Origin of the sequence: Janthinobacterium sp. PSRC1-1, from assembly GCF_049897525.1 — a bacterium.
Taxonomy (GTDB): domain Bacteria; phylum Pseudomonadota; class Gammaproteobacteria; order Burkholderiales; family Burkholderiaceae_D; genus Janthinobacterium; species Janthinobacterium tructae.
Genome location: NZ_JAFCWK010000003.1, coordinates 319089 through 345537 on the forward strand (window position 1 = coordinate 319089; position 26449 = coordinate 345537).

Annotated in this window: 29 protein-coding genes; 16 read left to right on the forward strand and 13 right to left on the reverse strand. The window is 62.7% G+C overall.

The genetic code is table 11. From position 1 onward, the window contains the following. Window positions 1-58: 58 nt before the first annotated feature. On the reverse strand, window positions 59-802 hold the full coding sequence (gene ugpQ, locus ACP7DW_RS08040) for a glycerophosphodiester phosphodiesterase (RefSeq protein WP_426054616.1): 744 nt from the start codon (window positions 800-802) through the stop codon (window positions 59-61). Between the two features lie 198 nt (window positions 803-1000). Between ugpQ and ACP7DW_RS08045 the strand changes: the two genes are divergently transcribed. Then, window positions 1001-2104, forward strand: a complete 1104-nt coding sequence (locus ACP7DW_RS08045; RefSeq protein WP_426054615.1) for a sensor histidine kinase — start codon at window positions 1001-1003, stop codon at window positions 2102-2104. Next, complete coding sequence (locus tag ACP7DW_RS08050; protein WP_426054614.1) at window positions 2101-2976, forward strand: LytR/AlgR family response regulator transcription factor; 876 nt, start codon at window positions 2101-2103, stop codon at window positions 2974-2976. Before ACP7DW_RS08045 ends, ACP7DW_RS08050 begins: the two co-directional genes overlap by 4 nt. A gap of 24 nt (window positions 2977-3000) precedes the next feature. Here ACP7DW_RS08050 and ACP7DW_RS08055 read toward each other — a convergent pair whose 3' ends face one another. Continuing rightward, the gene (locus ACP7DW_RS08055; protein WP_298410725.1) at window positions 3001-3327 is read right to left on the reverse strand and encodes a hypothetical protein; all 327 of its coding nucleotides are present in this window, start codon (window positions 3325-3327) and stop codon (window positions 3001-3003) included. 167 nt (window positions 3328-3494) lie between these two features. On the opposite strand from ACP7DW_RS08055, the gene ACP7DW_RS08060 reads away from it, so the two are divergent. Continuing rightward, window positions 3495-4151, forward strand: a complete 657-nt coding sequence (locus tag ACP7DW_RS08060; protein ID WP_426054613.1) for a hypothetical protein — start codon at window positions 3495-3497, stop codon at window positions 4149-4151. Window positions 4152-4156: 5 nt separating this feature from the next. On the opposite strand, the gene ACP7DW_RS08065 is transcribed toward ACP7DW_RS08060, so the two are convergent. Beyond that, on the reverse strand, window positions 4157-5431 hold the full coding sequence (locus tag ACP7DW_RS08065; protein ID WP_426054612.1) for an MFS transporter: 1275 nt from the start codon (window positions 5429-5431) through the stop codon (window positions 4157-4159). A gap of 108 nt (window positions 5432-5539) precedes the next feature. On the opposite strand from ACP7DW_RS08065, the gene ACP7DW_RS08070 reads away from it, so the two are divergent. Then, the gene (locus ACP7DW_RS08070; protein WP_426054611.1) at window positions 5540-6442 is read left to right on the forward strand and encodes a LysR substrate-binding domain-containing protein; all 903 of its coding nucleotides are present in this window, start codon (window positions 5540-5542) and stop codon (window positions 6440-6442) included. A 46-nt stretch (window positions 6443-6488) separates the two neighbouring features. On the opposite strand, the gene ACP7DW_RS08075 is transcribed toward ACP7DW_RS08070, so the two are convergent. The 4 genes from ACP7DW_RS08075 to ACP7DW_RS08090 form a co-directional block, all read right to left on the reverse strand. Continuing rightward, the gene (locus ACP7DW_RS08075) at window positions 6489-7361 is read right to left on the reverse strand and encodes a hypothetical protein (protein WP_426054610.1); all 873 of its coding nucleotides are present in this window, start codon (window positions 7359-7361) and stop codon (window positions 6489-6491) included. Window positions 7362-7380: 19 nt separating this feature from the next. Then, window positions 7381-8172 (reverse strand): hypothetical protein, encoded by a 792-nt coding sequence (locus ACP7DW_RS08080; RefSeq protein ID WP_099760374.1) that lies wholly within the window; start codon window positions 8170-8172, stop codon window positions 7381-7383. Then, on the reverse strand, window positions 8162-8674 hold the full coding sequence (locus ACP7DW_RS08085) for a hypothetical protein (RefSeq protein ID WP_071079095.1): 513 nt from the start codon (window positions 8672-8674) through the stop codon (window positions 8162-8164). The genes ACP7DW_RS08080 and ACP7DW_RS08085 overlap by 11 nt, the downstream gene beginning before the upstream one ends. Before the next feature lie 101 nt (window positions 8675-8775). After that, window positions 8776-9069, reverse strand: a complete 294-nt coding sequence (locus ACP7DW_RS08090; RefSeq protein WP_426054609.1) for a DnaJ domain-containing protein — start codon at window positions 9067-9069, stop codon at window positions 8776-8778. A 161-nt stretch (window positions 9070-9230) separates the two neighbouring features. Here ACP7DW_RS08090 and ACP7DW_RS08095 point away from each other — a divergent pair, with 161 nt between their 5' ends. The 3 genes from ACP7DW_RS08095 (at window position 9231) to ACP7DW_RS08105 (ending at window position 13918) form a co-directional block, all read left to right on the forward strand. Continuing rightward, entirely contained in the window at window positions 9231-10997 is a 1767-nt protein-coding gene (locus ACP7DW_RS08095; protein WP_426054608.1) for a glutamine--tRNA ligase/YqeY domain fusion protein, read from the forward strand. Window positions 10998-11198: 201 nt separating this feature from the next. Further along, window positions 11199-13043 carry a CHASE domain-containing protein gene (locus tag ACP7DW_RS08100; protein ID WP_426054607.1) on the forward strand — a complete coding sequence of 615 codons (1845 nt, stop codon included), beginning with the start codon at window positions 11199-11201 and terminating at the stop codon, window positions 13041-13043. Window positions 13044-13231: 188 nt separating this feature from the next. After that, window positions 13232-13918, forward strand: coding sequence for a glycine-rich domain-containing protein (locus ACP7DW_RS08105; protein ID WP_426054606.1), 687 nt, complete (start codon window positions 13232-13234; stop codon window positions 13916-13918). Between the two features lie 81 nt (window positions 13919-13999). Here the strand turns inward: ACP7DW_RS08105 and ACP7DW_RS08110 are convergent, their stop codons facing one another. From ACP7DW_RS08110 to ACP7DW_RS08125, 4 genes are all read right to left on the reverse strand, one after another. Next, window positions 14000-14239 carry a hypothetical protein gene (locus ACP7DW_RS08110; protein WP_029496207.1) on the reverse strand — a complete coding sequence of 80 codons (240 nt, stop codon included), beginning with the start codon at window positions 14237-14239 and terminating at the stop codon, window positions 14000-14002. A gap of 242 nt (window positions 14240-14481) precedes the next feature. Beyond that, the gene (locus ACP7DW_RS08115) at window positions 14482-14751 is read right to left on the reverse strand and encodes a hypothetical protein (protein WP_426054605.1); all 270 of its coding nucleotides are present in this window, start codon (window positions 14749-14751) and stop codon (window positions 14482-14484) included. A 205-nt stretch (window positions 14752-14956) separates the two neighbouring features. Next, window positions 14957-15217, reverse strand: a complete 261-nt coding sequence (locus ACP7DW_RS08120; RefSeq protein ID WP_096234162.1) for a hypothetical protein — start codon at window positions 15215-15217, stop codon at window positions 14957-14959. 83 nt (window positions 15218-15300) lie between these two features. Continuing rightward, window positions 15301-16218 (reverse strand): SDR family oxidoreductase, encoded by a 918-nt coding sequence (locus ACP7DW_RS08125; RefSeq protein ID WP_426054604.1) that lies wholly within the window; start codon window positions 16216-16218, stop codon window positions 15301-15303. 12 nt (window positions 16219-16230) lie between these two features. Between ACP7DW_RS08125 and ACP7DW_RS08130 the strand changes: the two genes are divergently transcribed. From ACP7DW_RS08130 to ACP7DW_RS08150, 5 genes are all read left to right on the forward strand, one after another. Continuing rightward, complete coding sequence (locus ACP7DW_RS08130; RefSeq protein WP_426054603.1) at window positions 16231-17256, forward strand: CDP-6-deoxy-delta-3,4-glucoseen reductase; 1026 nt, start codon at window positions 16231-16233, stop codon at window positions 17254-17256. Between the two features lie 78 nt (window positions 17257-17334). Continuing rightward, window positions 17335-18606, forward strand: a complete 1272-nt coding sequence (locus ACP7DW_RS08135; protein WP_426054602.1) for an MFS transporter — start codon at window positions 17335-17337, stop codon at window positions 18604-18606. Between the two features lie 38 nt (window positions 18607-18644). Beyond that, on the forward strand, window positions 18645-19310 hold the full coding sequence (locus tag ACP7DW_RS08140) for a DUF1345 domain-containing protein (RefSeq protein WP_426054601.1): 666 nt from the start codon (window positions 18645-18647) through the stop codon (window positions 19308-19310). Window positions 19311-19497: 187 nt separating this feature from the next. Beyond that, window positions 19498-19875, forward strand: coding sequence for an HPF/RaiA family ribosome-associated protein (locus ACP7DW_RS08145; RefSeq protein ID WP_034781728.1), 378 nt, complete (start codon window positions 19498-19500; stop codon window positions 19873-19875). 261 nt (window positions 19876-20136) lie between these two features. Then, on the forward strand, window positions 20137-21102 hold the full coding sequence (locus ACP7DW_RS08150; RefSeq protein WP_141171986.1) for a GGDEF domain-containing protein: 966 nt from the start codon (window positions 20137-20139) through the stop codon (window positions 21100-21102). Between the two features lie 37 nt (window positions 21103-21139). On the opposite strand, the gene ACP7DW_RS08155 is transcribed toward ACP7DW_RS08150, so the two are convergent. Next, window positions 21140-21754, reverse strand: coding sequence for a DUF5610 domain-containing protein (locus ACP7DW_RS08155; RefSeq protein ID WP_426054600.1), 615 nt, complete (start codon window positions 21752-21754; stop codon window positions 21140-21142). Between the two features lie 146 nt (window positions 21755-21900). Here ACP7DW_RS08155 and sbcB point away from each other — a divergent pair, with 146 nt between their 5' ends. Next, on the forward strand, window positions 21901-23349 hold the full coding sequence (gene sbcB / locus ACP7DW_RS08160; RefSeq protein WP_426054599.1) for an exodeoxyribonuclease I: 1449 nt from the start codon (window positions 21901-21903) through the stop codon (window positions 23347-23349). A 129-nt stretch (window positions 23350-23478) separates the two neighbouring features. Here the strand turns inward: sbcB and pyrF are convergent, their stop codons facing one another. Next, window positions 23479-24303 carry an orotidine-5'-phosphate decarboxylase gene (pyrF, locus tag ACP7DW_RS08165; protein WP_426054598.1) on the reverse strand — a complete coding sequence of 275 codons (825 nt, stop codon included), beginning with the start codon at window positions 24301-24303 and terminating at the stop codon, window positions 23479-23481. Window positions 24304-24460: 157 nt separating this feature from the next. Between pyrF and ACP7DW_RS08170 the strand changes: the two genes are divergently transcribed. From ACP7DW_RS08170 to ACP7DW_RS08180, 3 genes are read left to right on the forward strand one after another with little or no spacing between them, the layout of a single operon-like run. Next, window positions 24461-25075, forward strand: a complete 615-nt coding sequence (locus ACP7DW_RS08170; RefSeq protein WP_426054597.1) for a LemA family protein — start codon at window positions 24461-24463, stop codon at window positions 25073-25075. A 1-nt stretch (window position 25076) separates the two neighbouring features. Continuing rightward, window positions 25077-25907 carry a TPM domain-containing protein gene (locus ACP7DW_RS08175; RefSeq protein ID WP_426054596.1) on the forward strand — a complete coding sequence of 277 codons (831 nt, stop codon included), beginning with the start codon at window positions 25077-25079 and terminating at the stop codon, window positions 25905-25907. Continuing rightward, on the forward strand, window positions 25907-26428 hold the full coding sequence (locus ACP7DW_RS08180; RefSeq protein WP_426054595.1) for a TPM domain-containing protein: 522 nt from the start codon (window positions 25907-25909) through the stop codon (window positions 26426-26428). The genes ACP7DW_RS08175 and ACP7DW_RS08180 overlap by 1 nt, the downstream gene beginning before the upstream one ends. The last annotated feature ends 21 nt before the right edge of the window (window positions 26429-26449 follow it).

Sequence of the window (26449 nt, forward strand, 5' to 3'; positions counted from 1 at the left end):
CACCAATAACGTCAACAATGTTGTCGGATTACGCGGGGCTTTGCCCCGCTAATCCGACCTACGCCATGGATGGAATAATATCTATCCTGTCCGTACAAAACCCGTCCACGCCCCAGGCCAGCAGCTCGCTGGCCCGTTCGGGCGTGTTGACGGTGTAGCAGAACAGCCCGTATCCCGCCGCCTTGACCTCTCGCGCCAGTTCCGGCGTCAGTTGCTGATGGTCGCAATGGATCGCCACCACGCCCAGTTCCTTCGCCATGCGCTCCCAGTCAGCGGGAATGGCTTCGACCAGCCAGCCGCGCGCCAGTTCCGGCGCCGCCTGACATGCCGCTTCCAGTGCGGCGATGCTGAACGACGATAGCAGCGGCAGCAATTCGCCGGCGGCGATTTCCTGCGCAAAATAATCGCGCGTGGCCCGCGCCACCGCCGCGCCCGTGGCCACGTCAACGCCGGGCGCCGGCTTGATTTCGATATTCATCCAGATGCGCTGCGCCTTGCAATACGCCACCACGGCGTCCAGCGTGGGCACGCCCTCGCCCGCAAACTGCGGGCCGAACCAGGCGCCCGCTTCCATCGCGCCCAGCTGCGCGGCCGTGTAATCATTGACATGGCCGCTGCCGGCCACCGTGCGGCCCAGTTCCGGGTCGTGCACGACGACGGGCACGCCGTCGGACGCCAGCATGACGTCGAACTCCACGGCGCGGTAGCCGTAGGCCAGGCCGCAGCGCAGGGCGGCCAGGGTGTTTTCAGGCGCCAGGGTGCCGCCGCCGCGGTGCGCCAGGGTGCGTGGATAGGGCCACATGCTGTTCCTTTATCGTGATGAGGTTGTCGATCCAGACGTCTTGCCATCATCGCGCGCAAGCGACCCTGTGTAAAGGACGCGATCCCGCGATTGGCGCCACATCCGCACGGTTTCGTCGCAGCGGCGTTGCGCCCGCGTGCGGAGCCGCCCATAATTGCCGCATTGCCAACCCGAGCGCACACCTGAAAGCAGTCCCGCATGCACACTACCGACGCAGCCCCCCGCAAGACGGGCTTTCCCTTCCGGCGCCTGCTGGCCGATGCCCGCTATGCGCTGCTGCTCAACGTCCTGTGTGCCCTCTTCGTCACCTTCGTGCTGAGCGGCGGGCAAAGCTTCTGGCTCAACCTGCTGGCCTCGATGTGCATCGGCGGCATCGTCTTCCTGCTCATCGACGGCATCCGCCTGGCGTGCTGGGGCGAACAGCGGCGCGCCCCGTTGTTGCCGTTCAGCATCCTCGTCATCGTCAGCGCCGCCGTGGCGCAGGTGGCCGGCACCATGCTGTTCGGCTGGCTCGCCAATATCGACGTTCCCGCGCCCGTGTCCATGTCGCCACGCAATGTCGGCATGACGGTGTTCACCTTGGCGGCGGCGGGAGCGGCCATCCTGTTCTTTGGCAGCCGCGAAAAGATTGCGCGCCTGCAAATGGAGGCAGCCCAGGAAAAGGCCCGCGCCGAATCCGTGGCGCGCCAGGCCATGCAAGCGCAACTGCAGTTGCTGCAGGCGCAGATCGAACCGCACATGCTGTTCAACACGCTGGCCAATCTGCAGGGCCTGATCAGCTTTGATCCGGAGCGTGCCCAGTTGCTGCTCGATCAATTGATCCAGTATCTGCGCGCCACCCTCTCTTCCTCGCGTGCCGGGTCCACCACCCTGGAGCAGGAGTTTTCCCTGATGCAAGCCTACCTGGGCCTGATGTCCACCCGCATGGGCGCGCGCCTGCGCTTTACCTTGAACTTGCCCGAGGCCTTGCGCGATATCAAAGTGCCACCCATGCTGCTGCAGCCACTGGTGGAAAACGCCATCCAGCACGGCCTCGAACCAAAGATCGAAGGCGGCCATATCCACGTGCAGGCGTCCACGGACGGCGGCGTGCTGATCCTGACGGTTGCCGACGATGGCCTGGGCCTCGACCATCCGGGCCAGACCAAGGGCACACACCTGGGCGTGGCGAATATCCGCGAACGCCTGCGCGGCATGCATGGCGATGCCGCCAGCCTGTCGCTGGCCGCCAACCATCCGGCAGGCGTCGTCGCCCGCCTGACACTCCCCCTTCCACCCACCATCACGAGTCCCCTCGCATGAGCCACCACACCCCGCGCGCCCTGATCGCCGAAGACGAACCCATCCTTGCCGCCGCCCTCGCGCACGCCTTGCAGCGGCTGTGGCCGGAGCTCGACATTGTCGCCACCTGCGCCAACGGTGTGGAAGCCTTGCGGCAAGGCCTGGCACTGCAGCCCGACATCCTCTTTCTCGACATCAAGATGCCAGGCAAGACGGGCCTGGAAGCGGCCGAAGAACTGGCGGAGCAGTGGCCCGACGGTATTGTGTTTCCCCGCATCGTGTTCGTCACCGCCTACGATGAATACGCACTGGCCGCCTTCGAACATGCGGCCGCCGATTACGTGTTAAAACCCGTCAACGATACACGCCTGGGCAAGACGGTGGAACGCCTGCAGCAGCGCCTGCGCGACAGCAGCGTTGGCAACGGCAACGCTACAACGACAGCAACCCCAGCGGCAACGGCAGCCACCACGACGGCACCCTTGGCGACGACGGAAACAGCGTCCGCCAGCGACGACAACCTGGCCCGACTGCTGAGCCAGCTGCAAGCCATGCTGCCGCCCGCGCCGCGCCTGCACATGATACGGGCCGCCGTCGGCAACAGCGTACGCATGATCGCCCTGGCCGACGTCGTGTATTTCGAAGCGCTGGACAAATACATCAACGTCGTGTGCCAGGACAGCGAAGCACTGATACGCACCAGCCTGAAGGAACTCTTGCCCCAACTGGACCCGCAACAATTCTGGCAAATCCACCGGGGCACCATCGTCAACGCCAGCGCCATCGCCACGGCCGTGCGCGACGACGCGGGCAAGCTGTCGCTGACCCTGCGCCAGCACCCGGCGCAGCTGCGCGTCAGTCCCTTATATGCCCATCTGTTCCGCCAGATGTAAAACGCTTACAACACCTGACAACACCTAGTGCAGCTGGTGCTTCAGGTCCGATAGTTCATCGTGCACCTTGAGCACGGCGCTCTTCATTTCGGGCGTCACGCTGGACGCCGTGCCACAGGCCCGCTTGGCGCGGTCGCCCAGCGACTCCATCTGGTCGACCGCCTGCCGGATGCGCGCATCGTCTTGCGTGTCGATGGCTTGCCGCACGGCACTCTTTTGCTGGTCCAGCTGGTTGATGCAATCTTTCAAGTCCATGGACATGCCCTGCTGTTTACCGCACAGCTGGGCCGCCTGACCGATCGCGTGTTCGATGGCGCCAAAGCGCCGTGCCACTTCCTTTACCTGCATCATGATGATCTCCTGTTCGCGTGGTATCCGAGTTGGATCGCCAAGCTGGCACAGGGTTCCCCGCTCACGGCCATGGCATCGAAATTTCCATGTGGAATTTTTTTGTAAGCACGTGTGACATTTTAGATAATTGTCAAATCCTTCAGATACATTGGCGTACCTGAACCTCCATGCCATCCATGACCTCGTTGCCACCCCTGCCCCGCCGCGCGCCCGGCCTGCTGCTGATCGTCCTGCTGCACGCGGGACTGGCCTATGTCATCGTGCAGTCGCGGCCGCGTCTTGCCACCGACGAGAACCTGCCGCAAGGTCCGGCCATCAGCTGGCTGCGCCACACGCTCCCGGCACCGCCCAAGCCCCTGCCCTTGCCCAGCATCAAACCAGCCGCCGCGCGCGTGCCAAGTCTGCCGAGTTTGCCCATCGTGGCGCCCGTCAGCCGCCCCCTGCCCGTCGCCAGCATGGCGCAGGCGCCAGCGCCGGCAACGCCGGAAGCGATCACGGCACCGCCAGCGCCCAGCGCGGCCGATATCCTGGCGCAAGCCAAACGCGACGTGGGCAAGATCGACAGGGAGTTGCGCAAGGAATTCCCGCAGCGGGGAGAGCAAAAACTCGACGACACGGGCTTCAAGCGCATGCAGCAGGGCTTTGCCGAGGCGTATGCCGCCGTACCGCCGAAATGGTATGAGGCGTCAAAAATCGAGGAAGTGGGCGCGAACGAGGCCAGGGGCAGCCGCACTTATAAAATCACCAGCGCGCTGGGCACCTTGTGCGTGACCACGGGCGCAGGCAGGAATGGGGAAACGATGATCGGCAACTGCCCCAAGTAGCCGTCTCAGCCCACCGCTTCGCGCGCGCCCAGCGGTTGCAAATGGCGCAAGCGCAAGGCGATCAGCACGCCGCCGCCCAGGCACAGGCCCAGCATGATGATGACGCCCGTCCAGCCGTCGAAGCCCCACATCATGCCCGAGACGGAACCGATCAGGCTCGAACCGAGGTAATAGAACAGCAGGTAGAAGGCCGAGGCCAGCGCCTGCGGCGCGCGCGCGCGGCGGCTGACCCAGCTGCTGGCGATCGAGTGCGAGGCGAAGAAGCCGAAGGTGGCCAGCGCCATGCCGATGACGATCAGCGGCAGGGAATCGAACAGGGTCAATACAATGCCGGACAGCATCACCGACAGCATGATCCACAGCACGCCGCGGCGCCCCAGGCGGTCCACCAGGCGGCCCGCCCAGACGGAGCTGAAGATACCGATCAGGTACAAAAAGGCCAGCAAGCCGACCGTGCTCTGGCGCAAGTTGAACGGCGCGGCCAGCAGGCGGTAACCGATGTAGTTATACAGGCTGACAAAACAGCCCATCAGCACGAACGCCAGGCAAAACAGCCACGGCAAGCCCCGGTCGGAAAAATGCTGGCCGATAGCGTGCGGCAAGGCATTCCAGCCACGGGTACTGGGCACGAAATTTTTCGATGCGGGCAGGCTGCGCCAGAATTCCGCCGCCGCCAGCACGCCGGCCACGCCCAGCACGCCCAGGGCCCAGCGCCACGAGAGGAAATCGCTGAGCATCGAAGCGATCAGGCGCCCCGACATGCCGCCAAAGGCGCTGCCGGCAATATACAGCCCCATCGACAGGCCCAAGGACGGCCCCTCGATTTCCTCGCCCAAATAAGCCATGGCCACGGCCGGCATGCCGCCCAAGGCTACCCCCAGCGCCGCGCGGATCGCCAGCAGCTGCGCGTAATCCTGCGCGAAGGCGGACAGAATCGTCAATATGGCGGCGGAAAACATCGACGCCACCATCAAGGGCTTGCGGCCGATGCGGTCCGAGACGGCGCTCAGCAGCACCAGGGAAATGGCCAGCAAGCCGCTCGACACGGACAGGGACCAGCTGCTCTGCGCCGGCGTCAGGTGGAACTGCTGCGACAACAGCGGAAACAGGGGCTGGATGCAGTACAGCAAGCTGAAAGTGGAAAAGCCGCCGAAGAACAGGGCGCGGTTACTGCGCTTGAATTCGATGGACCCCTTGGCGATGGCCGAACGGGGAGCGGGAGCAGAAACCGGGATGGCCGATGGGGCAGCGGGGGCAAAAGCGAGCGATGAATCAGACATGGCCGTGTTTCAAAAGAGAAGCGAATCTGCATGTTAGGATTGCCAACTCATATCGTCCAATATATATTTAAGGCCCAACTCATACTTTAAAACGATTACTGGACGAACATGGAACTGCGCCACCTGCGTTACTTTGTCGCCGTCGCCGAGGAACTGCACTTCACGCGCGCGGCCGAACGCCTGCACATCGGCCAGCCGCCGCTGAGCCAGCAAATCCAGGCGCTGGAAGCGGAACTGGGTGCGCAGTTGTTCGAGCGCAACAAGCGCTCCGTGCGCCTGACGCAGGCGGGCGCACTCTTTCTCGACGATGCGCGGCGCATCCTGGCCCTGGCGGAACAGGCGGCCGTGACGGCGCGCCGGGCACAGCGGGGCGAAGCGGGCGAATTGCGCATCGGTTTTACCTTTTCCACGCCATTTACGCCGTATTTCGCCACCGTCATCAACCGCTACCGCCAGCAATTCCCGCACGTCACCCTGACCTTGCATGAAATGGCCACACTGCATCAACTGGAAGCGATCTCGGGCAGGACGATGGACCTGGGTTTCGTGCGCCCACCGGAAACCACGTATCCGGACGACATCCGCCTGACGCAACTGCGGCAAGACCCGCTGTTCCTCGTGCTGCCCGTCGCCCACGCGCTGGCGGCCAAGAAGGCGATTGCCATTGCCGACATGGCGGGTGAAGGGTTTGTGATGTACCCGAAGGATGCGGGCACGGGGATTTATCCGCAGATCTTCCGCTTGTGCAAGGCGGCCGGCTTCGTGCCCCAGGTGACGCAGGAAGCGGGCGAGGCGTCGACCATCATCGGCCTGGTGGCGGCCGGCTGCGGCATTTCCGTGCTGCCCGCCTCGTTCGACCGCATCCGCATGGATGGCGTGTGCTACCGCCCGATCGCCGACCCGCAGGCGACCACCAGCCTGTTACTGGCCCAACGGGAAGAAGAGACGTCGCCGCTGGTGGCGGCGTTCGTGAAACTGGCCGAGGCAGCGGCGCTGGAAGGGGGAGCGTAGGTCGGATTAGCGGCGGCACGCCGCGTAATCCGACAACAGCATTGGATTACGAATAATCCGCGTCCAGCTCCGAACCCGCGTAATTTTCCAGGTCCTCGAACAGGCTCTTCATGCTGGCCCGCGTGAGGATTTTATGCACGACGGTGCAGCTGCGGCGATACGAGGCGATGCGGTCGAGCAACACGGGATGGTGCTGCACGGGTACCTTGGCCACCAGGGCGGCCCAGCCTTCCTCGAAGTCCGGCTTGTTCTTGCGCACGGAACGCACGAAGCGCTCGAACTCCTTTTGACCCGTGCGCGCCACGATGCGCCCGCCTCCTTCGATGGCGAAGATGATGGCCAGGGCGATGACGCCTTCGGCATTCAAGTCGCTGTCGCTGACGGGGCCGTTGTCATGGTGGCGGCGCAGCCAGCCGGCCAGGCGCACGACGGCTTGCACTTCCTTGCGTTGTTGCAACTGCAGCGCATACTTTTCATAGCCGGCCCAGTTCTGGTTCGGGTCGGCCTGGCAAATATCGATGAACAGCTCGCGCAAACGGCGCTCAAGGTAGACGGGGTCCTGGTCGTACTCGCCCACGAGGGCGTCTTCCGGCAGCTGCGACAATTCCTTGATCAGGCGAAAGCCCACCTGGAACGCGTGCTCGGCGCCGTGCTCGACGAGGAAATCGAGGGCGGCCTGGTCACCCTCATGCGTGACGGCCTGTTCCAGGCCCAAGGACACGCCGCCCACCGTCAAATACAACGCTTTCTGGATGCCGTCGGCCGTGCGTTCATTCGTGAACTTCTCGGCCACCATGGCCGTGATGCCCGTCAATTCATCGGCCAGGTCCAGCGCCGCATCCTCGCGCGGGTCGTTCGGCAACAGCTTGATGGCGCGCACCAGGCGCGGAAGATTTTCTACAACAATTGCTGGCAGCATTAGACGTTCCCTGCTTTCATTACGAGAAAATGCCGGTGCCCAGGCTGCGGCGCGTGCTGGAACGCGGCGCGCTGCGCGTGCTCGGCACTTGCTTGCGCAGGCGGTACAGCAATTCCTTGGTACTGCGCTGCAACATGGTCGGCTCTTCGTCCGGGTCGTCCGAATATTCGGCATCGGCCAGGTCGGCGCTGTGGCGGAAGTCGGGGAACAGTTCGAACAGCGAGCGGTCCCAGCCGTCTTCATTCGCTTGCGCCAGCTCGATGGCCAGCGGCACGACGTCGTTGTCGGACGAGGTCACGCCCGTCACGTACGGTCCCTTGATGACGATTTCGCCCGCCACTTCGAGGATTTCCTTCGGCGCCATCGAGAACAGGATGGCGAACGCGGTGGCGCCCCAGTCGGTGGCGGACGCTTCGAGCAGCAGCTCGCGGCGGCGCTCGGCGTCGTCGGTGGAAAACACCACGCCGTGGATGTGCGCGAACAGCGACTCGGCGATGCGTTCCGGATCATCCTCGATCTGGTCGTCGCTCCAGGTGGCGGCGATGAAGGCCAGGCTGTCGGCCCAGGCCTTCGGCGGCACCAGCAAGGTGGCCAGCGACATCTTGCCGCCGTCAAAGCCGGCCAGATGCAGGGCCGTCACTTGCGGCGGGATGGCATTGAGCACTTCCACCACGGCCAGATCGCCGTACTGGTCGGCCGCGTCGGCAAACGCCTGCTCGGCGTGGCCCAGCGAACCGGACAGCACCAATTCCATGACCTGTTTCGTCAGCGCGGGAAGATTACTCTTTTGATCATCCTTGTTATCGGCCATGGTCGTCTCCATCCTGGTCAAACATCTGGGCGAAATCGTCGGTGGCTTCGTCTTCATCGTGCTCGTCGTCGCCGTCGTCATTGGCCGCCAGCTGGTCGAGCGACTGGTCGTCGTCGTCCCACAGGCGCGGGTTCTTGTGCAAAAAGGCCGTGATGATGGCCTGGCGCGCCAGGTCGGGGAAGCTCTCTTCGATGGCGGCGTACATCTTCGCCGCTTCCGGCGCGGCGCAGGCGGCCATGGAAAACACGCGGGCCGGGTCGCCGAACTCGTAATCTTCGCTCTCGGCCAGCAAGCCTTTCGGGTCGCTGAAGGTGATGTGGTCGACCAGCGCGAAGGCCAGCATGTTCACGTCTTCGATGCCGCCGCCGCTGGCGTACTCGCTCACCAGCGCGTCGACCATGCTTTTATAGTTCTTGCGGTTTGGCGGGTCGCCGAGGATGCCATCGATCTGGCCTTCCAGCTCGCGCGACTGGTACGCGAATTCAGGGTGTACTCTTCTCATGCTGTGCTTTCCAATGTAATGCGCGGCGCTGTTATCGACATAAAAGCGCCGTTGTTGTTGTTTTCAAGTAATTCAAGCCGGCTCATGCTGGCCGCGTCGACTTAATCGGCAGGTAATACGGTCCCGTGAAGGCGGAACACGCCGCACCACAGGGCATAGGCTTCCGCTTCCGGATCGATGATGATGCGGTGGTTCACGCTCTGGTCGTATTCGGCGCGCTTGACCGGGTCGGCCAGGATTTCATACGCCTTGGTGACGCTCTTGAAGCGCGCCTCGGCGCCGGGGGCGTGGTTGCGGTCGGGGTGGAAGCGCATGGCCAGCGAACGGTAAACCTTCTTGATTTCATCGTCGCTGGCATTGGGCGCGACACCGAGGACGTTATATAAATTTTCCATACATGGCTCCGGGGTCACGTTTTTTTGCGAATTAAAGGCAGATTATCCTATAGAACGGCGCCCGCGTCGCTTGCATGCTGGGATATGGGGGCAAATACGTGCTTATAAAGCGCTTGCGGTACGGTAAAATGCTTTTTACTGTCACTCTTCCGCATTGATCAATGAGCAACGATAAACCGAATACCGCCGCACCAGCGCTGGCGCCCAATTTCTTGCGTAACATCATCGAAGCCGACCTGGCTGCCGGCACCCACGTGCGTCCCGGCCTGCCCCAGGTGATCACGCGTTTCCCGCCGGAGCCGAACGGCTACCTGCACGTGGGCCACGCCAAGTCGATCTGCGTCAACTTCGGCCTGGCACGCGATTACGCCGGCCAGTGCAACCTGCGCTTCGACGACACCAACCCGGCGAAGGAAGAGCAGGAATACGTCGACACCATCATGGACAGCGTGAAATGGCTGGGCTTTGACTGGGAACCGAAGCATGCCGATGGCCAGAGCCACCTGCACTACGCGAGCGATTATTTCGACCAGCTGTACGCGATGGCCGAGTACCTGATCACGGCCGGCTTTGCCTATGTGGACAGCCAGAGCGCCGAAGACATGGCCGCCAACCGGGGCAATTTCGGCCAGGCCGGCAAGAATTCGCCGTTCCGCGACCGTCCGCGCGACGAATCGCTGGCCCTGTTCCGCGCCATGAAGGCGGGCCAGTTCAAGGATGGCGAGCACATCCTGCGCGCGAAGATGAGCGAAGATGCCATGAGTTCGCCGAACATGAACTTGCGCGACCCGGCCATCTACCGCATCCGCCATGCGCATCACCACCGCACGGGCGACGCCTGGTGCATCTATCCGATGTACGACTACACGCACCCTATCTCGGACGCGCTGGAAAACATCACGCATTCGATCTGCACGCTGGAATTCCAGGACCACCGCCCGTTCTACGACTGGCTGCTGGAAACCCTGGCCGCCGGCGGCTTCTTCCAGCAACCGGTGCCGCGCCAGTTCGAATTCTCGCGCCTGAACCTGACCTACATCGTCACCAGCAAGCGCAAGCTGCGCCAGCTGGTGGAAGAGCACATCGTCGACGGCTGGGACGACCCGCGCATGCCGACCCTGGTGGGCATGCGCCGCCGCGGCTATACGCCGGAAGCGATTCAATTGATGTGCGAACGCACGGGCGTGACGAAGTCCGACGGCTGGATCGACTACAGCGTGCTCGAAGGCTGCCTGCGCGAAGACCTGGACCCGAAGGCGCCGCGCACGGTGGCCGTGCTGCGTCCGTTGAAACTGATCATCGACAATTTCCCTGAAAACGAGAGCGTGGAATGCACGGCGCCCGTGCACCCGCACTTCCCGGAACGGGGCTTGCGCACCTTCCCCATCTCGCGCGAGCTGTGGATCGAGGAAGACGATTTCATGGAAGTGCCGAACAAGGGCTATTTCCGCCTGTATCCGCCGATCGACGACAAGCCGGGCAGCAAGGTTCGCCTGCGCTACGGCTACGTGGTCGAATGCACGGGCTTTGACAAGGATGCAGACGGCAAGGTCATCGCCGTGCATTGCACCTACTTCCCGGACAGCAAGTCGGGCACGGAAGGCAGCTCCACCTACAAGGTCAAGGGCAATATGCACTGGGTCAGCGCGCCGACGGCGATTGCCGCCGAAGTACGCCTGTACGACCGCCTGTTTACCGACCCGCAGCCGGACGCGGGCGGCAAGGACTTCAAGCTGGCCCTGAACCCGCTGGCCAAGGACGTGGTGCAAGCGTGGCTGGAACCGGGCGCGGAACTGGCCCAGCCGGAACAGCGCTTCCAGTTCGAGCGCCACGGCTATTTCGCGGCCGACCGCGTCGACAGCCAGCCGGGCAAGCCCGTCTTCAACCGCATCGTCACCCTGAAAGACAGCTGGCAGCCGGCAAAATAAGCCGTCATGTTGCTCACAAAAAAACCGCTGCGGCGGTTTTTTTTCGTTCCCAACAGAAATATTGCCTGTTGACTATATTCACGATAATTTTGTATATTAGGCAGCTATTAAGCAATTTGCAATGTCGTTAGTGCTTGTGCAACTTGGTACAGCCTCCAGCACACAGGCGGCACCCGATTCCTCTTCCTGATGCGGATGGCGATGTCTACTACTGCCGGCAAACACTTATCTGCTGAAAAAAAACCGCTCTGGCTGCTCGGCGTCGTGATGTCGCTGATGGTGGGCCTGCTGTTCTACATGGCCGCCTCGCTGTCGATCGAAAACGATGCCAGCGAGCTGTTCAACAATCTGTCGCGCAATACCCAGAAAAACATCGCATCGCGCCTCAAGTCGTATACCAACTTGCTGCGCGGCACGGCCAGCCTGTTCCACGCCAACGAACACGTGAGCCGCGAGCAATTCCACCGCTACGTGGCGAACCTCGCCTTGCAACAGAACTACCCGGGCGTGATGAATCTCAATTACAGCCGGGAACTCGACGAGTCGCAGCGCGCCGCCTTCGAAACGGCCATGCAGCGCGACTATCCGCCCGGGCGCGACGACTATCCGGCGTTTGCCATCCATCCGCCCGCCCCGCGCGCCCGTTATTCCGTACTGGTGTACATCGCGCCGATCGCCAGCACCCCGGAAAAGTATGGCTATGACATCGCTTCGCGGCCCCTGATCGCCGAAGCGCTGGAACAGTCGCGCGATACCGGGCAGCTCAGCAATTCCGGCGTACCCGTGCCGATGGATGGCCGGCCGCAGCTGACGGGCATGGCCATGCGCCTGCCCGTGTACCGCTTCGGCATGCCGACCGGCACGGTGGAACAAAGGCGCGCGGCCTACCAGGGTTCCGTCGGCATCGGCTACGACCTGGTGACGATGATGCGCAGCGCGCTGGCCGACATGCCGGTACGCAATGTCCGCCTGACCCTGTTCGATATCGGCCCGCAGGCGCGCGAGCCGCTGGACTTGCCGCACGACATGCGCCCCATCTTCGACAGCACGACGGCGGGCATGCATGCGCCATGGTGGCTGCCCGGCAACTCGGGCCGCTACCTGAGCAGCACGATGCTGATCGAACACAATGGCCGCGTCTGGCAAGCGCTGTTCAGCGTGCGCAAGAGCGACCTGTACACGCGCTTCGACGCCTTCCTGCCGTGGCTGGCCCTGCTGATCGGTTTTGCCAGCACCATGCTGCTGTACCTGCTGTTCCACGCCCTGGCGTCGTCGCGCCGGCGCGCCATCCAGATGGCGACGGGCATGACGGAGGAATTGCGCGCCAGCCAGATCCGCCTGCAGCTGTCGCACCAGAAACTGCGCCGCCTGGCAGCCCACGCCGACCGGATCAAGGAAGAGGAGCGCAAGCGCATCGCGCGCGAAATCCACGACGACCTGGGACAGAACCTGCTGGTCTTGCGCATCGACGCCGACATGCTCGCCTCGCGCACGCAGCGCCGCCACCCGCGCCTGAACGCCCGCGCCCGCTCGACCCTGGAACAGATCGACGCCACGATTAAAAGCGTGCGGCAGATCATCAACGACTTGCGTCCCACCGTGCTGGACCTGGGCGTGAATGCGGCCGTCGAATGGCAGGTGGCGCAATTTCGCCAGCGCACGGGCATCGCCTGCGAAATCAGCGAGAGCCATGACGATATCTATTTGAGCGACCAGTGCGCCACGGCCCTGTTCCGCATCCTGCAAGAGTCACTCAGCAATATTTCCCAGCATGCGCATGCCAGCCGCGTGCAAGTCAAGCTGGAAAAGTGCCGCGACACCGTATCGATGAGCGTCAGCGACAACGGCGTGGGCGCGGCCATCGACGGACGCAACAAGCTGGGCTCATTTGGCCTGGTGGGCATCGAGGAGCGCATCAAGTTACTGGGTGGCACTTTCTACATCGAAAGCAGCCCCGGCGCAGGCATGCGCGTGCATGTCAGCGTGCCGCTGGGCGCGGACGCCACGGCGTTTCCCTACCAGGAAGATGGCCGGGCCAGCGCCTGACAGCCACATCCCGCATGAAACACGCTGCGCTTGCGTATTTTGTAATTAGATGCAGTATTGATGTAGAACAACTCAGCGCCAGCCCGCCATGGGCCAGGCATTCCTCGACTATTTACCAGGAGTACACACCCGCCGCTCTCCCTTGTTGCACTGTATTTCCCACAACGCTCTTTACCACAAGGACATTCATGGATACGAACGACAGTTTCAAGGCAATTGCCGATTTGAATTTGGACGCGATCAAAGTCAAGCTGATGCACCGGGAGTCAGGCGAAGGATGGAGCCTGGAGAAGGCCAATGCGGTGGAATTCGAATACCGGCGTTTCCTGATCCTGATGAAACAGTTTCCGCAAGAAGAAACGGCGCCGCTGATGGATGTCGATACCTTCTGGCACTACCACATCCTCGACACTCTGAAATATGCGGCGGACTGCGAACAGGTGTTCGGCTACTTCCTGCATCACTTTCCGTACATCGGCCTGCGCGGCGAAGACGACGAAGCGGCGCACCAGCGCGTGGGCGAGCGCATGAAACAGCTGTATGAGCAAACGTTCGGGGAAGATTATATCCGCGCAGAAACGGCGTATTCAGGGCGCGCCGTACAGGCGGCGTATTCAGGACGGGCCGTGCAGGCCGCGTATTCAGGGCGTGCGGTACAGGCGACGTCCTACTCGGGCCGGGCCGTGCAAACGGCGTTTTCCAGCGCGGCGGTGCAGGCGACGGCGTATTCAGGGCGCGCGACGGGCTCTGCCAGCACGGCATTTTCCAGCGCGCCCGCCACCTTGGCAGCAGCGCTGCTCAAGTCGTCTTCGAGCGGCCTGGAAATGGGGCGTTTCTATGTCGATCGTCCGGTGCTGAACCGCGACCCGCAATAGCAAAAACAGATGTGGCTGCCGCACGCGGCAAGCCTGACTTACCCAGACGGCACCTCTCAGTTTGCCGTCTGTCAGGCGCTCTTAGGCAGCCATCAACTCGCGCAGTTCACGAATGCTGAAATCGCTGATTTCATGCATCCGGATGAGGATCGTGGCGCCGATCGGCAAGGTGTTGTGACGAATCTTGCTGATGACCGGTGGCGCCACTTCCAGCGCTCGCGACAGGGCGGCATCGTTTTTCAGTTGCAGCTTGTCGATGATCGCATCGAGGACGCGATTCGGGTTGTAGGTAGGCAAAGAGGTAATTTGTTTGAGAGACATGATCGAAAATCCGTACTTGTTGTATTAAGGCAAAAAGAAACCGAATGTCTCTTCTGCAATAATTCAGGGTAAACACACTAAAAAGCGCCATCACTTATGCGGCTTTTAGGCCACAAACAATATAATACACGCTATTGTTGATTTTTGCGTAACTTAAAGCAAAATTGTGATAATTGAAGAGAATTGACGCACTTGGAATGTGCTAGAGGATAACTCAAATCGGAAAAATTTGCTGCACGTCATCAATTTTTACGATGAGCAACACCGCCGTGCATCAGCCAGGCTATGGCCATGAGGGTGCCCAGGCGGGCCATGTCGGCGGATAAATGCCAGCCTTGCGCGGCCAGGCCGGCCGGGGTGGCCGGAAGGCAAGTGCCGGGGAAGGCGTCCAGGCAGCACCAGGCCAGCTGCCGGCGAATTTCATCGGGCGGCGGTGGCGGCTGCAGCGCACGTTCGCGACGCCGCATATAGGCGCGCACCTGTTCCTTGCTGGGGTGACTCGTAGCTCGCATGGATCGCTCCTGCTGACGGAAACTGCGTCGCGCTAATTGTAGATGCCGAGCCCGCCACAACTAGCCAGGACGCGTGACGACATTGCTCACCATATCGCCAGCGCGCCATGATGCGTTTGCGTTGCATCAAATGGCAAGGCCCCGGTGTTGCGCCGAAGCCCGCACTGCGCCATGCTCCAGCGGCCTGGCGGCCAATAGCTGGCTCTTATTTCTTTTGCTGGCGCACGCGCTGTTGCTGTTTTTCCTGCGTTTGCTGGCGATTCTGCTTGCGCTCGAACAGGGTGACCGCATCTTTCTTGGCTTGCTCGGCGGTACGCATTTCCTCATGCGCATCGTGCGGAACAAAAAATTCGGCATCCTGCGCCGCCACGACCAGCTTGATGGCGGCGTCGTCGTCGAGGTCATACAGTTCCGTCAGGACGGTGGTGACCTCGTCCAGGTATTCTTCGTAAGTGAGGGTGGTCATGCTGTAGTCCTTAAGTGAATGGCGCGCCGCCGCAACGGCGCGCTGCGCACCGGTCCGGCAAAGTGCGCAGATAACCGGCCATTTTACCCGATGCCGGCCGTATCGGCAGACAGCGACTGCAAGGCATCGGCCACGCGCGCGTAGCGCAGGCGCACGCCCAGCTCGCGTTTGAGGCGCGTATTGTGCAGGCGGCGCGATTCGGACATGAACGACAACAGCATCGGCGTGACCACTTGCCGCAGCTCGGCACGCGGCAGGCGCGGCGGGCGCGGCAAGCCAAACGTATCGGCCACAGCATCGAAATATTCCGCCATCTTGAGTTCGCTGTCATCGCTGGCGTGATACACGCGTCCCGGTTTGCCGCGCCACAAGGCCCGTTCGATGATGCGCGCCAGATCATCGGCATGGATATGGTTGGTGTACACATCGTCGCCAGCGGCCAGGGCCGGCGTGCCTTCGCGCAGGCGCTTCAGGGGCAGGCGATCATCCGCATAGATGCCGGGCACGCGCAGGATGGCCACGCTGGCGCCGCGGCGCGCGCCCCAGCCCCGTAAAACCTGTTCCGCATCCACGCGCCGCTTCGCCCGCGCATTCGCCGGCGCAACCTGCCGCGTTTCATCGACCCAGGCGCCGCCGCAATCGCCATATACGCCGCTGGTACTCACATACACCAGGCGCGCATGCTCGGGTAAAATGGCGACCAGATTGCGCGTGCGCCGGTCCAGCAAGCCCGACGACAGGGGCGGCGCCAGGTGCACGATCGTCGGCGCCAGTCCCGCCAGCCGTTTCAGGCTGGCGCGGTCGTCGAGGTTGGCCACGATGGGCACGGCGCCGGCTGCCCGCAGCTGCGCGCAACGCGCCGGCTGGCTGGTGACGGCAAAGACGCGAAAACGCGCCGCTAGCTGCGGCAGCAGCCGCAGGCCGACGTCGCCGCAGCCGAGGATCAGCAGGCGCGGCAAGCCCACCGGCTTGCGCAAAGAGTGCATTAACATATTTTTCATCTCAAGGATTGTATGACTTTTCAAATTACTGTTCAGCCCAGCGGCCACCAATTCAGCTGTGAAGCGGACGAAACCGTCCTGTCGGCGGCGATCCGCGCCGGCGTGGGCTTGCCATACAGCTGCAAGAGTGGCGCCTGCAGCTCCTGCAAGGGCAAGATCGTGTCCGGCAATGTACAGCATAAGCCATACCAGGCCCGCTCCCTGACGGAAGAGGAAGCGGCCGCCGGCTACTCGCTGCTGTGCTGCGCCGTGCCACAGGGCGACCTGGTGGTGCAGGCGCGCGAAGTGGCGGGCAGCAGCGACTATCCGATCAAGAAAATGCCGTCGCGCGTGACCACCATCGAAAAAGTCGCGCCCGACGTCGTCGTGCTGACCCTGCAGCTGCCGGCCAGCGAGCGCCTGCACTACCGCGCCGGACAGTATATCGAAATCATGCTGCGCGACAACAAACGCCGCAGCTACAGCATGGCCAGCGCGCCCGTCGACGGCGGCCCCGTGAGCCTGCACATCCGCCACATGCCGGGCGGGCTGTTCACCGATCAGGTGTTCGGCAGCATGAAAGAGCGCGACATCCTGCGCTTCGAAGGCCCGATGGGCACCTTCTTCCTGCGCGAAGATTCCGACAAGCCCGTCGTGCTGCTGGCCTCGGGCACGGGCTTTGCCCCCTTGAAAGCCATCGTCGAGCACATGATCAACGAGCAATCGCCGCGCCCGATCACCCTGTACTGGGGCGCACGCCGTCCGCACGACCTGTACATGGATGCGCTGTGCCGCCAGTGGGCCGCCGACTTGCCGCAGTTCACCTATGTGCCCGTCGTCTCGGAAGCGCTGCCGGAAGACGCCTGGAGCGGCCGCACGGGCTTCGTGCACCAGGCCGTCATGGCCGACCTGCCCGACATGTCCGCGTATCAGGTGTATGCCTGCGGCGCACCGATCGTCGTCGAGTCGGCCAACCGCGATTTCGTGCAATTGTGTCAACTTCCAGCCGACGAGTTCTACGCGGACGCCTTCACCACCGAAGCCGACCTGGCCAAGTAAGCGTCACCTTCCAGACAGCGGGGCGCGGCTGGCGCGGCGCCCGCTGCCGCCCCCTCCCCGCTGTTCCCTGGAAATCTCATGTCCCTCGCGTCCGCCGGCAACGGCTTCAGTATCCTGCGTCACCGCAACTTCGCCTGTTATCTTTCCGCCCGCGTGCTGGGCACCGTGGCCGTGCAGATGCAAAGCGTGGCCATCGGCTGGCAGGTGTACCAGATCACGGGCAGCCTGTTCGACTTGGGCCTGATCGGCCTGGCGCAGTTCGCGCCCTTCCTCGTGCTGATCTTGCCGGCCGGCCACGTGGCCGACCGCTACAACCGCCGCAACATCATCGCCTGGTGCCTGGCGGCGCAGCTCGCTTGCGCGCTGGCCTTGCTGGCGTTTACGTTAAGCAGTATTTCCATCGTCTGGCCCGTGTTTGCCGTGCTGGTGCTGTTCGGCAGCGCGCGCGCCTTCATGATGCCGGCCACGCAAGCCGTGCTGGTGAACATGGTGCCCACGCAACACTTCAGCCGCGCCGTCGCGCTCAGCTCGTCGAGCTCGCACGTGGCCATCATCCTGGGCCCTACCCTGGGCGGCCTGCTGTATTACTTCGGCCCCAAGGTGGTGTATTTGATTTCGTCCGCGCTGCTGGTGCTGTCAGTGCTGCTGATGCGCGCCACCACACCGGCGCCGCAAGTGGTGCAGCGCGCCCCAGTCAGCTGGCATACCCTGCTCGAAGGCTTGCGCTTCGTCTGGTCGAAACCCATCGTGCTGGGCGCCATTTCGCTCGACCTGTTTGCCGTGCTGTTCGGCGGCGCCACGGCCCTGTTGCCGGCGCTCGCGCATGACGTGCTGCATATCGGCCCAAGCGGCCTGGGCTTGCTGCGCACGGCGCCGGGCGCCGGTGCCGCCCTGTGCTCGATCGTGCTGGCCATCTTCCCCATCACGCGCCGCGTGGGCGCGTGGATGTTCGGCGGCGTGGCCGTCTTTGGCCTGGGCACCCTGGTACTGGGCAGCACCAGCTATTTCCCGCTGGCGCTGGCGGCGCTGTTCCTGATGGGCGCCGGCGACATGGTCAGCGTCTACATCCGTCACCTGCTGGTGCAGTTCGAGACGCCCGACGAGATCCGCGGCCGGGTCAGCGCCGTGAATGCCGTCTTCATCGGCGCATCGAACGAACTGGGCGAATTCGAATCGGGCCTGACGGCCGGCTGGTTCGGCCTGGTGCGCGCCGTGCTCTTCGGCGGCGCCGCCACCCTGGCCGTGACGGGCGTGTGGGCCGTGCTATTCCCCGTGCTGTCGCGCATGGACCGCTTCCCCCACCACGAAAAGGAAACGGCCGCCAGGACGGCCACCGCGGCAAGCGCATAAGCTATAAGATGCGCTATTGCTACTGACGACACGGCACCATGAAAATCACGTTTCCCTTGCACAGCTTCATCCGCAGCCGCCCCCACCTGAGCATGGCCACGGCCATCGGCGTGGCGGCCGGCCTGCTGCTGCCCTCGTCCTGGCAACAGATGACGCGTTTGCTGACGGCGTGGAACGTCGCCGTCTGGTTCTACCTGGCGACGATGGCCTGGATGATGATGCGCGCCAACCATCACAAGGTCAAAGCCATGGCGGCGCGCCAGGATGAGCGGGCCGCCACGGTCCTGTCGGCCCTGTCCGTCGCCTCCGTGATGAGCCTGGTGGCCATCGTCTCGCAGCTGTCCTCGATGAAAGACATGGCGCCGGACGAGCGCGCGCTGCATTACGGCTTGACGATCCTCACCCTGGTCGGTTCCTGGTTTCTCGTCGGCACCCTGTTCTGCTTTCATTATGCCCACCTGTATTACCAGGCCGACCCCGCGCTGCGCCCCCTGAAGTTTCCCGACGATGAGCAAAACCCCGATTACTGGGATTTTCTGTATTTCGCCTTCACCATCGCCGTGGCCGTGCAAACGTCGGATGTCTGCGTGCAGACGCGGCTGATGCGGCAGATCGTGCTGGGGCAATCCGTGCTGAGCTTTTTCTTCAACCTGGTCGTGCTGGGGCTGTCGATCAATATCGCCGCCGGGCTCATCAATGGCTGAAAAATAATTTCGTAGCGGAAACTTGACCTGACTGAAGGGTTAAGCTCATCTTAATCGTGCGACCCCTCTTGAAATACTGGAAAGAGGAGTAAGATAAGTTCCATGCACAGAGGTCATGTGCATGAGGCAGCAACCAGGCCGCAGCACGCCTGAGATGGGTTTTTTTTGAATTGACAGGAGTAAGCATATGCAAATCAATATTCATACCGACAGCACCATCGCCAACACCGCTGGACTGAACGAACATGTGCAATCCGTACTTGAAAGCGCACTGAACCGCTTCCGCGACAACCTGACCCGCATCGAAGTCCACATCAGCGACACGAATGGCCCGAAAGGCGGTGCCGACGATATCCGCTGCGTCATGGAAGCACGCGTTGCTGGCTATCAACCGATTGCCGTGACCGAACAGAACGCCACCGTGCATCAATCCGTTGCCGGCGCCACCGACAAACTGAAACGCGCCATCGATAGTGCCCTGGGCCGCCTGCAAGACAGCAAGCGCCACGCCACCGGCAAGAATGCCGTGATCGATACGGCCGAAGCGGAAGAAACCGCCGAGTAATTCCCCACCCGCAGGATTTCCAGAGACTGAGGCAGCCGTTCAAGGCTGCCTTTGCACATCTGGCCCGCCTTTCGCGCGCGGCAACAACAATAGTCAAACCAGCATTGCTCCAGCGTATTGACGCCGCAATGAAATAATTGTCGTATTTCTCACAGTAAGTGACATCAAGCAAGCCTTTGCCGTGACGGCCAAGGCCGCTTTACGCTATCATGAAGCTACCGGCCCTCTGCTCGCGCGCGCCGGCTTTTTGAAAGTATGATTGTGGAACAGATCGGCAACTTCGGCGCTTCAGGCTGCAACATCGGCGATTTACAGCTATTTAGCGATGCTGCGGATAGCCAGACGGCCGCCATGCTGGCGCCCTGCCCCGTGATGCGCCTCGAAGCGGGCGAAGCCATTGCCGACAGCCAGGGCACCAGCCTGTACATCGTCCTGCGCGGCTCGCTGGCCGTGGCGGCCGACACCCACACGGGCATGGATGACGGCACCGTCAGCAAGGTCTTGCCCGGCGAAAGCGTGGGCGAACAATCGGTGCTCGATGAAGCGAGCAACCTGGCCGCCATTTCCGCCCTGGAAGAAACCGATTTGCTGGTGATCGACGCGGCCGTCGTCTGGGAATTGATCGAACAATCGAACGGCCTGGCGCGCAATCTGCTGCGCTTGCTGTCCTTCCGCATCCGCGCCGCCAATGCCCTGCTGCGCCGGCGCCAGAAACTGGGCGAATTCTACCGCCAGCTGTCGATGGTCGACAGCCTGACGGGCCTGTACAACCGTGCCTGGCTGACCGATTTACTGCCCAACATGATCATCACCGCCCACGCCAGCGGCTCGCCGCTGTCGCTGGTGATGATAGACCTCGACCATTTCAAGCGCTTCAACGACACGCACGGCCACCAGGCGGGCGACCAGGCGCTGCGCATCGCCGCGCAAGTGCTGGGCGCAGCCCTGCGGCCCACGGATTTTGCCGTGCGCTATGGTGGCGAGGAAATGATGGTGATCTTGCCCGATACCAACGAACACGTGGCCCTGCGGGTGGCCGAGCGCCTGTGCGAACGCATGCAGCACGCCGTCATCTTCGCCGACATGCGCAGCGCGCTGCCGCACATCACGGGCTCCTTCGGCGTGGCCAGCCTGGCGGCGGAACAGGACGACGAGGCACTGATCGCGGCCGCCGACGCGGCGTTATATCGCGCCAAGGCAAGCGGACGCAACCGCGTAAGCACCTGAAATTCTCAGGCGCTTCCGGCGCATTCAGTAATAATGATCAGGCAGCCTTGCTGTCGGCCGGCTTGGCCGCGTCATCCTTCTTGCTGCTGTGTGCGGCGATGAAATCCGCATAGCCCTTCTGCACCAGCTCGTACGTCTTGTCGATATTGCTGGCGATATCGCCATTCAGCACTTTCAAGCCGCCCAGGATGTCGCGCGCTTCCTTGAAGCCTTTTTCCATGCCGCCGCTGATGGTGTCCATGAACTTGGTCAGGGCCGCATCGTCGTCCATGCCGGGATTCTGTTTTTTGAACGCATCAAAAAACCCCGTCGACAGCGACACGATGCGGCTCGCCGTCGCTTCGGCGCTATTATCCTGCGAGGCAGCGTTCTGGATCGCATCGTCGCCGTACTGGCCCTTCAGCGCTTCATTGATATTCGTGATGGCCGTCTTGTACAGCAGCGCCAGCGGCTCGTTTTCCGAACCGATCGAGACATTCAGCGACGCCTGCATGATGGACGCGTTCAACTGCAGCTTGCTGCGCTCGTTCACGCTCATTTCAGTGTTGGCGCCGTCCTTTTTCTGGACTTTATCGTCCTTGCCGGCAACGCCCGTACTGACGGAAGTCACGGAAGGGGTGGAATTGCCGCTTGCGGCGATGGGAATTGACACGATAGACCTCCTTGAACGGGCAATATATGCCACCATGCGGGAAACGCCATGATGACCATCCTCTCGTGTAGTATCGGCAGGTTTTCAGAAAACTGTAGCCGCGACGCTTTGAGCGGCCCAGATAACCAATTCAGCAACGACCATCAATGACTACCCAGACTTTCCTTTGGCACGACTACGAAACCTTTGGCGCCCAGCCGCGCCGCGACCGCCCGGCCCAGTTCGCAGCCATCCGCACGGATGCCGAACTCAACGAGATCGGCGAGCCGATCATGCTGTATTGCCAGCCGGCAAATGATTTCCTGCCCGACCCACAAGCGTGCCTGATCACGGGCATCACGCCGCAGCAATGCTTGCAGCTGGGCGTGCCCGAGCACCAGTTCGCCGCCACCATCGAAGCGGCCTTTTCGGAACCGGGCACCATCGGCGTAGGCTACAACACCATCCGTTTCGACGATGAAGTCACGCGTTTCCTGTTCTGGCGCAACCTGATCGACCCGTATGCGCGCGAATGGAAAAACCATTGCGGCCGCTGGGACATCCTCGACGTGGTGCGCATGACGCACGCGCTGCGCCCGGAAGGCATGCAATGGCCGAAGCGCGACGATGGCCAGACCAGTTTTAAACTGGAACACTTGAGCAAGGCCAATGGCCTGGTGCACGAAGCGGCGCACGATGCGCTGTCCGACGTGCGCGCCACCATCGCCCTGGCCCGCCTGATCCGCGAAAAGCAGCCGAAACTGTTCGAATTCTGCCTGGCCCTGCACAAGAAGGACAGGGTCGCCAGCGAAATGGGCATGCACCTGGCCGCCGCCGAGCGCCAGCCCTTCCTGCACGTGTCGGGCATGTTCCCCGCCGAACGCGGCTGCCTGGGCGTCGTCTGGCCGCTGGCCACGCATCCGAGCAATAAAAATGAAATTCTCGTCTGGGATTGCGCCTACGACCCGCGCGAACTGTTCTCGCTGGACGCCGACACCATCCGCACGCGTTTGTTTACGCGCAGTGACGCCATGCCGGAAGGCATGACGCGCCTGCCCGTGAAAAGCGTGCACCTGAACAAGTCACCCATGCTGGTCGGCAATTTAAAGACCCTATCGCCGGCCATGGCCGCGCAGTGGGGCATCGATGTGGATGCGGCGAAGGTCAACGCCCAGCTGGCCGCCACGGCGCCGAACATGGATGCCATCTGGGCCGAAGTGTTTCAGCGCCCGGGCGCGAACGTCGCGCTGGACGTGGATGAGGATTTGTACAACGGTTTCGTCAGCAACGACGACCGCCGCCTGCTCGAATCCTTGCGCCGCGACACGCCGGCCAAGCTGGCCACGGCCCGCCCCTCGTTTGCCGATGAGCGCCTGCAGGAATTGCTGTTCCGCTACCGCGCCCGCAATTTCCCGCAAACCCTGAGCGAAGCGGAAAGCCTGCGCTGGGAACAGCACCGCGCCGCCCGCCTGTTCGACGGCGACGGCGGCGCCCGCACCATCGAGATGCTGTTTACGGAAATCGACGTGCTGTCGGAATCGGTGGATGAGCGGGGAGAAGAGATACTGGGCGAGCTGTACGACTATGCGGAGATGGTGGCGCCCATGCGCGACTGAAGGACCAGGCCGGGTAGGTCGGATTAGCGGGGCAAAGCCCCGCGTAATCCGACAACATTGTTGACGTTACCGGTGTTGTCGGGTTACGGCCGCTGGCCTAACCCGACCTACATCTTTTATGGGTGATGTTTATACCGAACGATGTTGATTGATCGCATCGCGCGTTTCAATGGCCACGCGGCGCGCCGCGTCGGCGAAATCTTCGCCCGCTTGCGGCGTGGCGTAGATGATGGCGCGCGAGGAGCTGATCATCATGCCCATGCCGTTCGCCGTCTGGCCCGCGCCGACGGTCGCGGCGATGTCTCCGCCCTGGGCGCCGATGCCGGGCACCAGCAGCGGCATGTCGCCGACGATGGCACGCACCTGCGCCAGTTCTTCAGGGAAAGTGGCGCCGACGACGAGCGCGCACTGGCCGTTCTTGTTCCACTTCTCGGCCACCAGGCGCGCCACGCGCTGGTACAGGGGCACGCCGTCCGTGTCGAGAAATTGCAGGTCCGAGCCGCCCGGGTTCGAGGTGCGGCACAGGATGATCACGCCGCGGTCCTTCCACGCCAGGTAGGGATCGAGCGAATCTTCACCCATGTAGGGGTTCACGGTGACGGCGTCGGCGCCGTAGCGCTCGAACGCTTCGCGCGCGTATTGCGTGGCTGTCGCGCCGATGTCGCCGCGTTTCGCGTCGAGGATCAGGGGGATGTGCGGGTAGTTCTCGCGCACGTAGCGGCAGATGTCTTCCAGCTGTTTTTCCGCGCCCAGCGCGGCAAAGTACGCGATCTGCGGCTTGAAGGCGCAGGCCAGGTCGGCCGTGGCGTCGATGATGCGCGTGCAAAAGGTGGTGATTCCATCGGGCAGATCGCGCAGGTCGGCCGGCAGTTTCGCCAGGTCGGGGTCGAGTCCCACGCACAGCAGGGAATTATTGGCCGTCCATGCGGCGGATAATTTATTGATGAAATTCACGGCACACCTTCTCTATATTCAGTTGCAAACCCCGTATTGTAACGCGGCGCGGTCCTGTCAAGTCAGCCGGTGGCGGCGGCCGGCGCTTATTAAACCGACATTGCGGGCCGTTTCAGGTATATTTGCCGCATCCCTTTTACTCTGCACGGAACCCATCATGCAAATCACCAAACAATTCACCCAATGGCTGCGCCTGACACTGAGCGTCACCGTCCTGGCCGGCATCCTGACGGGCTGCGGCTACAACGACTTCCAGAGCAAGGATGAAGCCACCAAGGCCGCCTGGGGCGAAGTGGTCAACCAGTACCAGCGCCGCGCCGACCTGATCCCCAACCTGGTCAATACCGTCAAAGGCTACGCCACGCACGAGCGCGAAACGCTGGAAGCGGTGACCAAGGCGCGCTCTGCCGCCACCAGCTTCCAGATCACGCCCGAAGTGCTGAACGACCCGGCCGCGTTTGAAAAGTTCCAGCAAGTGCAGGGACAGCTGTCGTCGGCCCTGTCGCGCCTGATGGTGGTGGCTGAAAAATACCCGGACCTGAAGGCCGATACGAGCTTTCGCGACTTGCAGTCGCAGCTGGAAGGCACGGAAAACCGCATCACCGTGGCGCGCCAGCGTTACATCGTCGCCGTACAGGATTACAACGTGCATGCGCGCAGCTTCCCGAACAACCTGACGGCCATGATCTTCGGCTACAAGGTCAAGCCGTCGTTCACGGTGGAAAACGAAAAAGCCATCTCGACCGCACCGACCGTCAACTTTGGCAAATAAGATGAAAGCCTGGTCCTACCTCGCGGCGCTGGCGACGGCGCTGCTGCTGTGGACGATGGCGCCGGCCGGCGCACAGGGCTTGCAGCCCGTGCCGCCGCTGGCGGCGCGCGTGACGGACAACGCCGGCATGCTCGACGCGAAGCAAAAGGCGGCGCTGGAAGGCGTGCTGGCCGATTACGAAGCCAAGACGGGCAGCCAGATTGCCGTGCTGCTGGTCAAGAGCACGGAACCGGAAGCCATCGAGCAATACAGCATCCGCGTGACGGATGCCTGGAAGCTGGGCCGCAAGGGCGTCGATGACGGCGTGCTGCTGATGGTGGCGAAAGACAATCCATCGTCCCTGCGCCGCCTGCGCATCGAGGCGGGCCGCGGCGTGCAGGGCGTGCTGACGGATGCGCAATCGAAACGCATCCTGCAAGACGTCATCGCCCCGCATTTCAAGCAAAACGACTATTACGGCGGCCTGGTCGCTGGCGTGGGGTCGATTGCCACCTTGCTGAACCAGGAGCAATTCCCCGCGCCCGCCCGGCAAAAGGCGCCGGCCAGCGTGGAAGCGGGCGGCCTGAGCTTCTGGCTGCCGCTGCTGTTCTTCGGCTTTCTCGTCGTGCTGACCGTGTTCCGTTCGCGCGGCGGGCCTAACAGGCTGCAGCGCGGCAGCAACTGGTCGAGCGGCGCCACCGGTGTCGTGCTGGGCAGCATTTTGAGCCAGGCGCTGAACAACCGCGGTGGCGGCGGAGGCTTCGGCGGCGGCGGTGGTTTTGGCGGTGGCGGCGGTGGTTTCGGTGGCGGCGGCGGCGGTTTTGACGGCGGCGGCGCCTCGGGAGATTGGTAATGACGAAACAACTGACATTCGGACAACGCTGCGGACGCGCTTTAAAACATTTGCGCGGCACGCCGGCGACGGCGCGCCAGGCGTTTCCAGAACGCACCCTGAAAGCCATCGAGACGACGATTGCCGACGGTGAAGCGATGCACCAGGCGGAAGTGCGCCTGATCGTCGAGGCGGCCCTGACGCCTGGCATGGCCTACCAGGGCGTGAGCAACCGCGAGCGGGCGCGCGAACTGTTCGCCCAGTATGGCGTGTGGGATACGGAAGATAACGTCGGCGTGCTGATCTATATCAACCTGGCCGAACACCAGGTCGATATCGTCGCCGACCGCAACGTGGGCCGGCGCATCACGCCGGAACAGTGGCAAGGCGTATGCCGCACCATGACGGGCGGCTTCAAGGAGGGCAATTTCCACGACAGCACGCTCGATGCCTTGCAGCAGTTAAATACCCTGCTGCAAAGCCACTTTCCCGCTGATGGCACGCGCGGCAACCAGTTGCCGAACGAACCTATCCTCCTCTGATTCCTTCCCGCCGAGGCGATT